The sequence below is a fragment of the Glaciimonas soli genome, assembly GCF_009497155.1.
GTDB lineage: Bacteria > Pseudomonadota > Gammaproteobacteria > Burkholderiales > Burkholderiaceae_D > Glaciimonas > Glaciimonas soli.
The window spans coordinates 65,574-79,938 of sequence record NZ_WINI01000004.1; the positions used below are offsets into that span (position 1 = coordinate 65,574).

General features: G+C 56.8%; 15 protein-coding genes. 5 read left to right on the plus strand and 10 right to left on the minus strand.

Annotated elements, in window-relative coordinates; all coding sequences use genetic code 11:
- Positions 1-7 precede the first annotated feature (7 nt).
- The 3 genes from GEV47_RS08560 to pcaCD all read left to right on the plus strand — a co-directional run bounded on the left by GEV47_RS08560 (position 8) and on the right by pcaCD (position 3,327).
- Positions 8-526, plus strand: a complete 519-nt coding sequence (locus tag GEV47_RS08560) for a peptidase associated/transthyretin-like domain-containing protein (protein WP_153234354.1) — start codon at positions 8-10, stop codon at positions 524-526.
- 132 nt (positions 527-658) lie between these two features.
- Positions 659-2,053 (plus strand): lyase family protein, encoded by a 1,395-nt coding sequence (locus tag GEV47_RS08565; RefSeq protein WP_322741598.1) that lies wholly within the window; start codon positions 659-661, stop codon positions 2,051-2,053.
- An 11-nt stretch (positions 2,054-2,064) separates the two neighbouring features.
- Positions 2,065-3,327 (plus strand): bifunctional 4-carboxymuconolactone decarboxylase/3-oxoadipate enol-lactonase PcaCD, encoded by a 1,263-nt coding sequence (gene pcaCD / locus GEV47_RS08570; RefSeq protein WP_153234355.1) that lies wholly within the window; start codon positions 2,065-2,067, stop codon positions 3,325-3,327.
- 44 nt (positions 3,328-3,371) lie between these two features.
- On the opposite strand, the gene GEV47_RS08575 is transcribed toward pcaCD, so the two are convergent.
- From GEV47_RS08575 to GEV47_RS08585, 3 genes are all read right to left on the minus strand, one after another.
- Positions 3,372-4,556 (minus strand): ABC transporter substrate-binding protein, encoded by a 1,185-nt coding sequence (locus GEV47_RS08575; protein WP_153234356.1) that lies wholly within the window; start codon positions 4,554-4,556, stop codon positions 3,372-3,374.
- Between the two features lie 62 nt (positions 4,557-4,618).
- Entirely contained in the window at positions 4,619-5,584 is a 966-nt protein-coding gene (locus GEV47_RS08580) for a PDR/VanB family oxidoreductase (protein ID WP_153234357.1), read from the minus strand.
- Positions 5,581-6,612 carry an aromatic ring-hydroxylating dioxygenase subunit alpha gene (locus tag GEV47_RS08585; protein WP_153234358.1) on the minus strand — a complete coding sequence of 344 codons (1,032 nt, stop codon included), beginning with the start codon at positions 6,610-6,612 and terminating at the stop codon, positions 5,581-5,583. The genes GEV47_RS08580 and GEV47_RS08585 overlap by 4 nt, the downstream gene beginning before the upstream one ends.
- 132 nt (positions 6,613-6,744) lie before the next feature.
- Between GEV47_RS08585 and GEV47_RS08590 the strand changes: the two genes are divergently transcribed.
- Entirely contained in the window at positions 6,745-7,224 is a 480-nt protein-coding gene (locus GEV47_RS08590; protein ID WP_153234359.1) for a MarR family winged helix-turn-helix transcriptional regulator, read from the plus strand.
- A gap of 9 nt (positions 7,225-7,233) precedes the next feature.
- Here GEV47_RS08590 and GEV47_RS08595 read toward each other — a convergent pair whose 3' ends face one another.
- The 7 genes from GEV47_RS08595 to GEV47_RS08625 all read right to left on the minus strand — a co-directional run bounded on the left by GEV47_RS08595 (position 7,234) and on the right by GEV47_RS08625 (position 13,278).
- A complete protein-coding gene (locus GEV47_RS08595) occupies positions 7,234-7,947 on the minus strand; it encodes an ABC transporter ATP-binding protein (RefSeq protein ID WP_153234360.1) in 714 nt (237 codons plus the stop codon).
- Complete coding sequence (locus tag GEV47_RS08600; RefSeq protein ID WP_153234361.1) at positions 7,940-8,701, minus strand: ABC transporter ATP-binding protein; 762 nt, start codon at positions 8,699-8,701, stop codon at positions 7,940-7,942. Before GEV47_RS08600 ends, GEV47_RS08595 begins: the two co-directional genes overlap by 8 nt.
- Positions 8,698-9,696 carry a branched-chain amino acid ABC transporter permease gene (locus tag GEV47_RS08605; RefSeq protein WP_407646223.1) on the minus strand — a complete coding sequence of 333 codons (999 nt, stop codon included), beginning with the start codon at positions 9,694-9,696 and terminating at the stop codon, positions 8,698-8,700. Before GEV47_RS08605 ends, GEV47_RS08600 begins: the two co-directional genes overlap by 4 nt.
- A 53-nt stretch (positions 9,697-9,749) precedes the next feature.
- Positions 9,750-10,616, minus strand: coding sequence for a branched-chain amino acid ABC transporter permease (locus GEV47_RS08610; RefSeq protein WP_153234362.1), 867 nt, complete (start codon positions 10,614-10,616; stop codon positions 9,750-9,752).
- Between the two features lie 129 nt (positions 10,617-10,745).
- Positions 10,746-11,957, minus strand: a complete 1,212-nt coding sequence (gene pcaF, locus GEV47_RS08615) for a 3-oxoadipyl-CoA thiolase (protein ID WP_153234363.1) — start codon at positions 11,955-11,957, stop codon at positions 10,746-10,748.
- 11 nt (positions 11,958-11,968) lie between these two features.
- Entirely contained in the window at positions 11,969-12,616 is a 648-nt protein-coding gene (locus tag GEV47_RS08620; protein ID WP_153234364.1) for a CoA transferase subunit B, read from the minus strand.
- Complete coding sequence (locus tag GEV47_RS08625) at positions 12,613-13,278, minus strand: 3-oxoacid CoA-transferase subunit A (protein ID WP_153234727.1); 666 nt, start codon at positions 13,276-13,278, stop codon at positions 12,613-12,615. Before GEV47_RS08625 ends, GEV47_RS08620 begins: the two co-directional genes overlap by 4 nt.
- A 192-nt stretch (positions 13,279-13,470) precedes the next feature.
- Between GEV47_RS08625 and GEV47_RS08630 the strand changes: the two genes are divergently transcribed.
- Positions 13,471-14,313: an IclR family transcriptional regulator domain-containing protein gene (locus tag GEV47_RS08630; RefSeq protein WP_153234365.1), complete on the plus strand. Its 843-nt coding sequence runs from the start codon at positions 13,471-13,473 to the stop codon at positions 14,311-14,313.
- Positions 14,314-14,365: the final 52 nt, after the last annotated feature.

Sequence of the window (14,365 nt, forward strand, 5' to 3'; positions counted from 1 at the left end):
TACACGAATGAGCAAAATCACGACTTCACAAACCATCGGCCCGTTTTCGCACGAAGCCTGGAACTGGGCGACCGAACTGAGCGCCGCCGACACTCTGCAAACCACTGCGCCCACCATCATCGTCAGCGGTACCATCTACGACGGTGACGGCAACGCTATCAATGATGCTCAGATTGAAAGCTGGCAGCCAGCAGCCGCTGCTGCGGAATCCGGCCAAGCCATTCCTGGCTTCCGTCGCATACCCAGCGACGAAGAGGGGAAATTCAGCCTGCGCTTGTCTGTATCTCCACAAGCCCCGGGCGAACCGCTGGCCTACGTAACGGTATTCGCACGCGGTTTGGTCAAGCACCAATTCACCGCTGTATTTCTGGAAGACGATGCCGGACTGAAGCAATCTGCGATACTGGAACAAGTGTCGGCCGCTCGCCGCCCCACGCTGCTTGCTACCCGTACAGCCGACGGCCAATACAGTTGGAATATCCATATGCAGGGCGAACAGGAAACGGTATTTTTCGACTATGAATAACTCTAAATCAGGGCTTACGCAAGATTGTCCCGGCAAGACGCGACGACGAAGACAGTACGAACGTACCGCTAGGAGAAGCAACGCAGCTCGGGTAGTTTTGCGAAAGTCCTGCCAATATGAACTGGAGCTGCAGTGAGTGTATCCATCTTCGATAGCTTCCTGACTACCACCGACATGATCGCTGTGTTTGACGATACGGCGATCGTGCAAGCCATGTTCCGTTTTGAGCAAGCACTGTCGCAGGCACAGGCTGACGAGGGCCTGTTACCACCCACCGCGGCGCGCGCCATCGCCGCCGTCTGCAATGCCCAACTTTACGATATCCCCGCCATCATCACTGCCGGCCGCCGCGCCGGCAGTCTGGCGATTCCATTGGTGAAAGAACTTACCAAGACCGTCGCTCTGTACGACGCAGAGGCTGCCACCAAGGTCCACTGGGGCAGCACCAGTCAGGACGTGATCGACACCGCGATGGTACTTGCCACGCGCGACGCGCTGCAATTGCTGGACGATGGCCTGTTCGACCTCACCGGCCGATTGTTGCAACTGGCGGAGCAGCACCTTGCCACACCAGTACTGGCGCGGACATTGATGCAGCCGGCACAGGTGACCAGTTTCGGTTTCAAGCTGACCGGCTGGCTGGCGCCGCTGGTTCGCTCGCGTGCGCGTCTGCGCGAGTGTGCTGCTCGCGCGCTGCAATTGCAGTTGGGCGGCGCCGTCGGCACCCTGGCCGTAATGGGCGAACAGGGTCCGGCAGTTGCCAATCGCGTGGCCGCTATCTTGGGCTTGAAGGTCGCCGATGCGGCCTGGCACACCCAACGCGACGAATGGGTGCGGCTCGGTCTGGAAGTCGCGGTTCTGTCCGGTAGCCTGGGCAAGCTCGCTACCGATTTGAGCCTGATGGCACAGGGTGAAGTCGCTGAACTGGCGGAACCATCTGGCAATGGCCGCGGCGGCTCGTCAGCGATGCCGCATAAGCGCAATCCGGTCTCGGCCATGATTGCACTTGCCGCCGCCACGCGCACACCGCAACATGGCGCTGCCCTGCTCGCCAGCATGGGCCAACAACACGAACGTGGTTTGGGAAACTGGCAAGCCGAATTGGCCGAATGGCCGGGGCTTTTCCTCAGCGCGCACGGTGCACTGCAGGCGTTGAACGATGCCTTCCTTGGCTTGCAGATTGACGGCTCGCGCATGCTACGCAATATCGATGCGTTGCAAGGCTTGGTATTTGCCGAAGCGACATCTGCTTATCTGGCAGGTGTCATCGGCCGTCCTAAATCGCATGAATTGCTGGAAAAGATGACCGACGTCGCGATATCCACGCAACGCCATCTGGCCGATGTACTGACCGAGGCGGTGCAAGCCGATCCGGCATTACGCGACCACGTAGATCTGATGCATCTGCGGACATTGTTCGATCCCGTCGCAGCAACTGCGCCGGCTCACCGCCTGGCGCAACAACAGTTGCAAAGTCTGCGCAGCGATATCGCTGCCTTGAACCTCGCCCACACCTTTCATCAATAAATGAGAACAACATGAGCTACGATCCTATCGACCACGACTTCGAGCGTGGCCTGAACAACCGCCGTAATATTCTGGGCGACGCCTGGGTGGAACGTTCGCTATCTAACGCCAACAGCTTCAATGCCGATTTCCAAAACCTGATCACCCGCTTTGCGTGGAACGAAATCTGGGGGCGACCCGGTCTGGAACAAAAGACCCGGCGCGCCATCGTCCTGTCGATTACTATCGCACTAGGTCGCTGGGAAGAGTTCGATCTGCACGTACGTGCCGCACTAATGGGTGATCCATCAAACCGTCTGACGCCGGACGAACTGAAGGAAGTGTTAATACAGTCGGCCATTTATGCTGGCGTACCAGCAGCCAATACCGCGTTTACACATGCGCTGGTGATCCTGCGCGAAATCGCTCCACAGATCGGCTACGTGCTGGAATCCATGGCACCAGCAGGTGTCACGCATCCCGGCAACGGCCTCGAAGGCCGTTGCAGTAGTAAGCCAGCATTACATTACTCTGTGCGCGCACGCCATAACGGCAAGGCGCCGCGCCACACTGTGGTGTTGAGCCACGCGCTGGGTTGCGACTTGACGATGTGGGACGAGCTGGCCAATTTGCTGACCGAAGATTGCCGCGTGATTGCTTACGACCATCGCGGCCATGGTAGCTCAGAAGCACCTGCTGGCATGTACGACATGGCGTCGTTGGCCGATGATGCAGCCGCCCTGTTGCGCGAACTTGATACCGGCCCGGTGGTATGGATAGGTTTGTCGATGGGTGGTATGGTCGGCCAGGAACTAGCTCTGCGTCATCCGACGTTGGTAAGTGCGCTGGTGCTGGCCAATACCACGTCCTCCTATACAGACGCCGCGCAGGCTATGTGGCAGCAACGCATCGCTACTGTACAAGAGCAAGGTGTCGAGGTTATCGGCGATGCGGTAATGGGACGTTACTTCACGGAAGAATTCCGTGCTAGCCATCCGCTTACGGTTGCACGCTTCCGCAACCGTGTAGTCAATACCGATGCCGTTGGCTACGTCGGCTGTTGTCATGCAGTCGGTAACGTCAATACGACTGCGCGGCTAGGTGGAATTGCTATTCCGACACTGGTAATTGCTGGCGAGTTGGATCAGGGTACGCCAGTTGCGATGGCGCAAACGCTGGCAGACGGTATATCCGGTGCGCAATTGCAGATATTGAAAGACGCTTCGCACCTGAGCTGCATCGAACAGCCGCAAGCCTTCAACCAAGTGGTGCGTGCCTTTATCGAGAATCTGTAAACAACTGCTGCGGCGTCTTCAATCAAGTGCCGCAGCATTCAAGCTTAAACGCCCGGATCGCGCACCTTATCGACCTTATCGAACTCCATGTTGTAGTACGAACCGCCATTTGCTTCTACCTTGCGGATATACACCGTCTGCACGATGTCGCGCGTAGTGGCATCAATGCTGATCGGACCACGTACGCTAGTCCACGCCATGCCTTTCATCGCGGCAAGCAATTTGTCGCCGTTGCTGTCACCGTTGGTTTGCTTCAGCGCCTGATACAGCAATTGCATGCCATCGTAGGCCCCGACCGAATGGAAGTTCGGACGCATACCTTTGTTCGCCTTGCTGAATGCCTCAACGTAGGCCTTGTTCTCTGGCGATGGATGCGCCGCCGAGTAATGATGGCTACTGACCACGCCAGTGGCGGCTGAGCCGATGCTATCCATCAGGTCATCATCCAGCACGTCTCCGGTACAAATCAGGCGTATCCCGGCTGCAGCCAGCCCACGTTCGGTGAACTGCTTGAGCACCGCAGCGCCCTCGCCCGACGGCACGAAAACAAATAGCGCATCCGGCTTGGCATCCTTGACGCGTGCCAGGAACGGCGCGTAGTCTGGATTGCGCAGCGGTACACGCAGACTGTCGATCACCTTGCCACCGCCTTCGGTGAAGCCCTTGACGAATACCTTCTCCGCATCCAGACCAGGACCGTAGTCGCTGACGAATGTGACTACACTTTTGATCTTGTTCTTCGCTGCCCACTGCGCCATCGGCGCCGTTACCTGTGCCAGCGTGAAACCGGTACGTACGATGTATGGCGAGCGCTGTGGGATCACCGATGTAGCGGCGGCCATCACTATCATCGGTACCTTGGCTTGTGTGGCGACCGGCGCGGCGGCAAAAGCCAGCGGCGTCAAGCCGAAACCAGCCAACACCTGCACCTTATCGCGCGCAACCAGTTCCTGCGCCAAACGCTTGGTGACATCCGGTGCCACTCCGCCATCGTCCTTGAGGATGATCTCGATTGGGCGTCCCGCCACAGTAGAACCGTTGCGCTGCATGTACAACTTTACCGCGGCCTCGATCTGGCGTCCGGTCGATGCGAACGGGCCGGACATTGGCACAATCAAGCCGACCTTTACGGGCTCGGCGGCGCTGGCGATCATTGGTAGCGCTCCCGCCGACAGTGCGGCGGCACCTAGCAGAATAGTTCGACGCTGGTGATTGATTTTCTCTGTCATGTTGTCTCCCTCTCGTTTTTATAAATGACCAGATACCGTGATAACTGGTCTGTTGTAGAACCCTATAGATCCAGCAGCAGCGTTGTGCTCTTGGCGCGCGAACAGCATGGTGTGAATTGATCGTTGGCGGCCTGCTCCGCTTCATCCATATATAAATCGCGGTGATCCGGCACCCCATCCAGAACCCGTGTCAGACAAGTGCCGCACACACCTTGTTCGCAGGAGGCCGGAATGAACACACCAGCATCAGTGAGCACCTGCAGCACCGAGCAGTCAGCCGGGATGGTGTACACCTTGCCGCTGGAAGCCAACTTGACCTCGAATGCCTGGTCGTTGGCGGTATCTGGTGCGGCGGCAGCGCCGAAGTACTCCAGGTGGATCTGATCTTTCGGCCAATCGTGCGCCTTGGCCGTAGCCAGCACGTGGTCAATAAAACCGGCGGGACCACACAGGTAAATATGGGTCTTTCGATTCAAGCCAGTCAGCAACGCCGGCAAATCAAACTTCTGAGCCGCATCACCGTTGTCGTAGTGCGTATGCACCTGCTCAGAGTAAGGTGCGCGCGCGATGCGATCAAGGAAAGCGGTGCGCTCCGGCGAACGTCCGCAGTAGTGCATTTCAAACGCAGCGCCCTGCGCGGACAGTGCCTCGGCCATGCAAAGGATAGGCGTCACGCCGATGCCACCTGCCAGCAGCAGGCTACGTTCAGCCTCCACTAACGGAAAGTGATTTTTCGGCACGCTGATCTGCAGCGTCATGCCGGCGAGAATATCATCGTGCATCGCCTGCGAGCCGCCGCGTGAAGCGGCATCGCGCAGTACACAGATCAGATAGCGATGCTGCTCTTGCGGCGAATTGCACAGTGAATACTGTCGCACCAGACCTGGACGCAGATGCACATCGATGTGCGAACCGGCACTGAAGGGCGGCAACGGTGTGTCGTCTGCGCTGACCAGTTCGTAGCTGCAAATGTCATCGGCCTCATCGACCTTGCGCGCCACCTTCACTTGCAATGTCGCCTCGCTCATGCCTGCTGCTCCTTCTGCAGCCACTGATCCAGCACGCGACGCGACTGCACGCCACCGGCATCAATATTCAACATCAGCAGCTTGCGCTCTGGATAGCGCAGCATATTGGCTTGCTGCAGTTCCAGCATCTCACGGTCTTCGCTGAATATCTTGCCCTGACCTTCTCGTATGGTTGCCGTCAGTTCCTTGTCTTCAGGTTTAAAGTTGCGTGCCATGCCCCAGAAATACCAGTGCGACGTTTCAGTTTCCGGCGTGATGAAGTCCACGACGATACTGGATGCCTTGTAGCGTGGATCGGCATCATAGCCGCCCTTGCCCGCATGCGCCACACCAACCTCAATCATCACATGGCTGGGCGGACTAAAACGGCAAATCTGCCAACGGTCCACCGGCACATCGTCAGCCAGTCCATTGCCGCGCAAGGCCGCACGCCAGAATGGCGGCGCCATGATATTTTCCATGTAGCGGCTGGTGACGACCTGCTCGCCTTCGACCGTGGTATTGACGGGCGCCTCGTCGATTTCTTTCTGACCTATGCTGGATGCGTGCACATAGGTTTCGTGCGTCAGATCCATCAAGTTGTCGATCATCAAACGGTATTCGCAGTTGATGTGATACAAGCCGCCACCATAGGCCCACTCGGGATTGTCTGCCCATTCCAGATGGTGGATCAGTGCCGGATCAGCCAGCTCTTTGTCGCCGGTCCAGACCCAGATGAAACCGTAGCGCTCTTCCACCGGGTAACTGCGTATGCACGGAAAACCGCGCACGCGCTGACCCGGCATGCTGACGACCTTGCCATCGCAACCCATATGCAGACCGTGATAGCCGCAGACCAACTCTCCGTCTTGGACGGAACCGAGTGACAGTGGCGCACCGCGATGCGGGCAAAAGTCCTCGACGGCGGCGACTTTGCCTTCGACGCCGCGATAGAACACGATCTTCTCACCGCAAATCTGGCGTCCTAACGGGCCGTCTTCAATTTCGCTCGGCGTACATGCGACGTACCAGGTATTTTTTGGGAACATTTTTGTCTCCTTGTTCGGTTTTCTAATCTTATATTCAGTGTGCTGAATGTTGTAAAGTATAATCCATTAAGCGACGAAGTAAACCGCCGCCATCAACTTTCGATATTGCGCTGCACAACCAGAGAAACCGCCATGCCAGAAACAGAAAGCAAACTGATAAACCTGTACGAACACCCGGGGCATTTGCTACGCCGTGCACAGCAGATTTCGGTGTCTATCTTCTATGACGAGATGGGTAACGAGCTGACGCCAGTGCAATACGCCATGCTGCGCAACCTTGCGGATCACCCTGGTACTGACCAGGTCTCGCTTGCGGCCCTCACCGGTATAGATACATCCACAGGCGCCACGGTATGCGCGCGCCTGGAGGAAAAATATCTTTTGGAGCGCAAGGTAATTCCGCACAATCGACGCCAGCGTGCGCTGACCATTACATCGGCTGGCGAGGAACTGCTAGACAGCCTTATCCCTGGATCACAACGTTTGCGGCGCCGTATTCTGGCACCGTTGAGCGGTCCGGAGCAGCTGCAATTCATGGAGCTACTCAGCAAGCTGGTCAATACCAACAACGAACAAAGTCGCGCACCGCAAGCAGTAGCGGGCGGCGACTAAATACATAGCTCAGGCGACTGCCACCAGGCGATCCAGCTTATCGCCATCTGCCAGCAAACTCGCGCTATCGGAGTCGTGAACGATGCGGCCCCGATCAAGTACGATGGCGCGCTGAGTCAACGACAGCGCAAGACGCGCGTGCTGCTCGACTACGATCACTGACATACCTTCGTCCTGCACCAGCCTGCGAATTACGCGCACCAGTTCCTGCACAATGATCGGTGCCAAACCCTCCATCGGCTCATCCAGCAACAGGATACGAGGATTAGTCATTAATGCGCGGGCAATCGCCACCATCTGTTGCTCACCACCGGACAACTGATTGCCGAAGTTGCTGCGACGTTCCAGCAATCGCGGGAATATCTGGTAGATTTTCTGCAGATTCCAAGGACCGGAACCAGCGCCTGAACGCGCCACCACTGTCAGATGTTCTTCCACTGTCAGCGACGGGAACATATGACGTTCCTGCGGAACCCAGCCCAAGCCAGAGCGCGAACGCTTGTAGGTCGGGACACGCGCAATCTCTTTCCCACCCCATCGGATACTGCCGCTATGCAAATGCGTCAATCCCATCAACGTCACCAGCAAGCTGGTTTTACCGACACCATTGCGCCCTAGCAGAGCAAGGCTATCGCCCTCATTCATTTTGAAAGACACATCTTCCAGCACGATAGACTCGCCGTAACCGGCGGTGACTTTATCGAGCGCCAACAACTCACGCATGTTCTGCCTCCCCCAGATAGACTTCCTTAACACGCGGGTCTGCCGCAATTTCTGCCGGCGTACCCTCGGTCAGCACCTTGCCGCCCACCAGTACCGTGATACGGTCGGCGAAGCGAAACACTAATCCCATGTCGTGTTCAATGAAGACCACGGTAACATCGCGCGGCAATTGGGCGATCACTTCAAACAGCTCTTTGCTCTCGGCTTGCGGAATGCCCGCTGCCGGCTCGTCAAGCAACAATATGCTTGGCTTGGTCGCCAGCGCCAGTGCGATCTCGACCAACCGCTGCTTACCGTAAGCGAGGCTGCGCGTAATGCTGTTTGCCTCTGCCGACAACTTGAGTGTAGTCAGCAAAGCCATCGCTTCGTCGACAACGTCGGTATGCTTTTCGACGGTCTTGTACCAGACCGAGTGCAGGCCGCGCCGCTCGCAGATCGCCAAAACCACAGACTCCAGCACCGTCATACCGGCAAACAAGGTATTAATCTGAAAGGTCCGTGTCATGCCGCGCTGCACGCGCTTGTGCTGCGGCAGCTGTGTGATGTCTTGATCGCCCAAATAGACTTTTCCACTACTGGGCAAGAAGCCACCCGTCAGCAGGTTGATGAAAGTGGTCTTGCCCGCTCCGTTAGGACCGATCAGCGCGTGGCGCGCACCCTTTGCGAAGGTCAGACTCACATCGCTATTAGCGGCAAACGCTCCCCAACTTTTGGACAGCCCTTCGGTACGCAGGGCAATATTTTGCTGCGTCATATTTGCTCCTTGCGGAAAGATGTTTTAATGCGCTGGACAATCAGATCAAGTCCACCCAGAATACCGCCGCGTGCAAACAGCACGATCAGGATCAACAACAGTCCTATATAAAACTGCCAGTAGGCCGGGTTCAGGCCGGAGATATAGTCTTGCGCCAGCATGAAGACCGCAGCGCCGATCAGCGCACCATACAAGCGTCCGGTTCCACCCAGAACCAAAATGATCAGCAGTTCAGCCGAGCGCGGGAAGCCCAACATGTCGAGGCCGACAAACTGTGTGGTCTGCGCCAGTAATGCGCCGGCCACGCCAGCAATGGCGGCGGAGATGGTGAACACCGTCACCAGACGACGGTTGACGCCCGCGCCAAGCGCAGGCATGCGCTTCCCACCCTCGCGAATACCGATCAGACTCAGGCCGAACGGCGACTTGACCAGTCTACGCATCACCACGAACAAGATAAACAGTATCGCCAGGCTATAGCAATAAGCGACCTTTCCATTTAGGTCAAACTCGAACAGACCGAGCAGCTTGCCGCCGGTCATGCCGGACAATCCATCGACACCACCCGTGATGAAGGCAGCTTTATTGGCCGCCTCAAACAGCATCAAGCCTATGCCCAGCGTAACCATCAAGCGGGTCAGATCCTGGCCGCGTACCACGAGGAAAGAGGTAATCAATCCAAACAGACCGGCCACTATGGCGCCAGCCAGCAGTCCGCTCAACGGCTCGTTCCAGCCATGGACCGACAGCAAACCGGCGGTGTAAGCACCTAAACCGAAGAATGCCGCATGACCCAACGAGACTATGCCGGCGTAACCCAAAATCAGATCCAGCGACAGTGCGAACAAGCCGACGATCATAATCTGGCTGATCAACACCAGGTAATCCGGGAAAAGGAAATAAGACACCACCGGTAGCAGCCAGAAGGCTATCTCCAGCGGCTTCCAGCGGTCATTCGGCAAATGTAATGCAGATCTCATATCGGATTTATTCATGTTCGTTGGCACAGGTATAGTCACCGCCTTGTCGGCAGTTTTGGTGATAGCGCTCATGCTTTCCTCCGCATCAAACCGGCAGGGAACAGGATCAGCAGCAACACCATCAAGCCATAGATGACGAAGGCACCCACTTCCGGCACATAGTATTTTCCGGCAACGTCGAACACACCAAGGATCAGCGCCGCCACCAGCGGCCCTTTGATCGTGCCAGCGCCGCCCACCGCGACCACTAATAGAAAGTAAACCATGTACTTGATCGGGAATGTCGGGTCTAGCCCCAACACGTCAATGCCCAGACCGCCGCCCAAACCCGCCAGGCCGGAACCCAGCGCGAAGGTCAGACTGAACACCAGACTGACATTGATACCCAAGCCGGCGGATGCGGTTGGGTTATCGACTGCAGCACGGATCTGCGCGCCAAAACGCGTGCGTTCAATCAGTAATCCCAGTGCCACAGTAATCAATACCACCACGCCGATCAGGAACAAACGATAGGCTCCCACATCCAGCCCGAACAGCGAAACCTGACCGCGCAGCCAATCCGGCAACGTCACCGGCTGCTGTGTCGGCCCATACAGCCATGTGGCACCGGCGACCGCCATGAATGTCAGGCCGATGGAAAACAATACCTGATCCAGATGACTGGCATTATATAGACGTCGATATAACAGACGCTCCAGCACCAGTCCGACCGCCGCCGACGCCAAAAAGGACAGCAGCAGCGAAGGCAGAAACGGCACGCCAAAGCGTGACAGCACCGTCACGCTGACATAACCACCCAGCATGGCGAAGGCACCGTGTGCCAGATTAATGAAGTTCATCATGCCCATCGTTACCGACAAGCCGACACTGATGAGGAAGAGAAGGCTGCCGTAAGCGATGCCGTCAAATAGCACACCGACCAAATTGCTTAGCATGACTGCCTCCCGCGCGAACGCGATGTTCCGCGGACTTTATTGCTGCTTATTTGCTTATTTATTTGCGTATTTATTTTTTTATTTATTTTGTTATTCATGGTGTCTCCTCCAGTATTCAATGTTGCGCCCTCATACCCGTTCAATGACGATGGCAATGCCCTGTCCTACCCCTATGCACATGGTACATAGTGCATAACGGCCACCAGTACGAATTAATTGATACATCGCCGTTGTTACCAGTCTCGCGCCACTCATTCCCAGTGGATGGCCCAGTGCAATCGCGCCGCCAAGAGGATTGACGCGCGGGTCATCGTCACGCAGGCCCAGCTCACGTAGTACAGCTAATCCCTGCGAGGCAAAAGCTTCATTCAGTTCGATGATGTCCATCTGCTCCAGCGTCATGCCCAATTGACGCATCAGCTTCTGTGTAGCCGGTGCCGGGCCGATTCCCATCACGCGTGGTGCCACGCCGGCCGTCGCCATGCCGACGATACGCGCGCGGGGCGTCAGACCATGACGTGCCGCGGCTTCGGCGCTGGCGATTAACAACGCACATGCGCCGTCGTTGACACCCGAAGCATTGCCAGCAGTGACACTGCCATCAGCGCGTACCACGCCTTTCAATCTGGCAAGCACTTCGACGCTGGTTTCGCGCGGATGCTCATCCTGTGTGAAGAGGATGGGATCTCCCTTCTTCTGCGCCAACGACACCGGCACGATCTCGTCATTGAACAGACCGTCGCGCTGGGCGTTGGCTGTCTTTTGTTGGCTAGCCAAGGCAAACTTATCCTGGTCTACACGGCTGATCTTGTAGTCATCTGCCACATTTTCAGCCGTCTCCGGCATTGCATCGACGCCGTACAACTCTTTCATTACTTTGTTTGGAAAGCGCCAGCCGATGGTAGTGTCGTAAATGGCGGCGTTGCGCGAAAACGCCGTCTCTGCTTTGCCCATGACGAAAGGTGCACGCGTCATTGATTCCACGCCGCCAGCAATCATCAGGCTGGCGTCGCCGGACTGAATTGCCCGCGCCGCCGTACCAACCGCGTCCATGCCAGAACCGCACAGACGATTGATGGTAGAGCCAGGAACTTCCTGCGGCAAACCAGCCAGCAGCGCCGACATACGCGCCACATTGCGATTGTCTTCGCCGGCCTGATTGGCACAGCCGTAGATCACATCGTCGACTTCTTTCCAGTCAACGCTGGCATTTCGACGCATCAACTCACGCAGCGGCACGGCGCCAAGATCGTCGGCGCGCATATCCTTCAACGATCCGCCGTAACGGCCGATAGGTGTACGGATTGCATCGCAGATAAAAGCTTCTGTTACTTGTTTCATAATGTCCTCACTTATTTCGCCTGCGGCAGCAAAACGACGGCGGTCGCAGCCTGTAATTCTTCAAAGGTCAGTCCAGGCGCCATTTCCAGCACCGACAGTCCGGCCTGCGTAACCTCCAGGACGGCCATATCGGTATAGATGCGATTGACACATGCCACACCCGTCAGCGGATAACTGCACGTTTCGACGATCTTGCTTTCGCCGGTCTTGGTCTGGTGATCCATCATCACAAACACCTGCTTGGCACCAATTGCCAGATCCATCGCACCGCCAACTGCCGGAATGGCATCCGGCGCTCCGGTGTGCCAGTTAGCCAGATCGCCGTTCGCAGCCACCTGGAAGGCACCTAATACGCAGATATCCAGATGCCCACCACGCATCATCGCGAACGAATCGCTGTGGTGAAAATAGGCACCACCGACCAATAACGTTACCGGCTGCTTGCCGGCGTTGATCAGGTCTTCATCTTCCTCGCCCGGTACCGGCGCCGGCCCCATGCCGAGCAAGCCGTTCTCACTGTGAAGAAATACTTCGCGCTCGGTCGGCAGGTAATTGGCAACCTTGGTCGGCAAGCCGATACCCAGATTGACGTAGGCTCCTTCAGGAATATCCTGTGCCACACGGGCAGCTATCTGTTCGCGGGTGTAACGATTTGTCATACGGCCTCCTGTACAACACGTTGGACGAAAATACCTGGAGTGATAATCGCCTCCGGATCGAGCTCACCCAGCGCCACCACTTTCTGCACTTGGGCGATGGCAACTTTGGCTGCCATCGCCATGATGGGACCGAAATTGCGCGCGGTTTTACGATACACGAGGTTTCCCCAGCGATCACCGTGCAATGCCTTGATCAGCGCAAAGTCGGCGTAAATCGGCGATTCCAGTACGTACATTCGACCATTGATCTCGCGCGTCTCCTTGCCGGCGGCCAGCAACGTGCCAAAGCCGGTCGGCGTAAAGAAACCGCCGATGCCGGCACCTGCGGCGCGTATGCGTTCGGCCAGGTTGCCCTGCGGGGTCAGTTCCAGCTCAATCTTGCCGGCCCGGTACAAGGCGTCGAAGTGGTGGGAATCGGCCTGACGTGGAAAGGAGCAGATTATCTTGCGCACCCGCCCCGCCGCTAGCAATGCGGCCAGCCCGGTGTCGCCGTTGCCAGCGTTGTTGTTGACGATGGTGAGCTCGCGTGCGCCTTGCTCAATCAGTGCATCAATCAGCGCCGCTGGCATGCCGGCGTTACCAAAACCACCGATCATGACGGTCGCACCGTCATGAATATCCGCCACAGCGTGACTGATTGATTCAAATGTTTTGTCGATCATATTCCGTCTCTGTAATGCATACGGCCTCTGACTTGCTGTCGTATGCTGTCGGCATACCTTGGCAAAGTATGCAATATTGTGCGATAATCGAACTAATGATTGATTACCGCACAAATAGTGTATCCAGCAAAGACTGCTCTGGTCAAGAAAAAAAACATCTTTCAAGCCCAGCTCTTGCATTAAAATCACCCTATGCCCAAGACCACCAACACCAAAGACAAGACTGTCGCCGAGACAGCGGAGGGGTTCGAGCCAACCATCGCCGAACAGATCGACGCACTGGCCGACCCCAGCTTCATGACGTCGCTGGCACGCGGCCTCGCCGTGGTGCAAGCCTTCAGCGATTCGCGCAAACCACAAACCATCGCCAACATCAGCCAGAAAACCGGCATCCCGCGCGCAGCCGTGCGGCGCTGCCTACATACATTACGGGAGCTGGGTTATGTGGATGCGGAGCTGAATAATTTCTCGCTACGGCCAAAAGTGCTCACTCTCGGCTACTCTTATTTATCGTCGACGCCGCTGACGGTGTCGGCTCAGCCTTATCTAAACAATATCAGTCGCACGCTGAATGAATCGAGCTCACTTGCTGTGCTGGACGATAGTGAAGTGCTGTACATTGCCCGCGCCGCCACCTCACGCATCATGTCGCTTGCACTGAATACCGGCAGCCGTTTGCCCGCCTACTGCACCTCACTTGGACGTGTCATGCTGGCATACCTGCCGCAAGACCAACTTGACGAGTACCTGGCCCGCACAAAACTGAAACCGATGACTAAAAACACGGTAGTCAATGTCAAGCGACTGCGAACGATCCTGGCTGACGTACGTCAGGCTGGCTACGCTATCAATAATGAAGAACTGGAACTTGGACTGCGCTCTATCGCGGTGCCGGTACGCGGAGCAACGGGAACCGTCGTGGCGGCGTTGAACGTCGGTGTTCAGGCAGCGCGCGTTAGCGTCGATCAATTGGAGCAAGAATTCCTGCCCGTGCTGTTGCGCGGCGCTCAAGAGTTGTCCGTTCTGCTGCCTTGACGGCAAGCCAAACTGTAACGACATTCCGGCAAGTCAAAAAAATGACAGCATC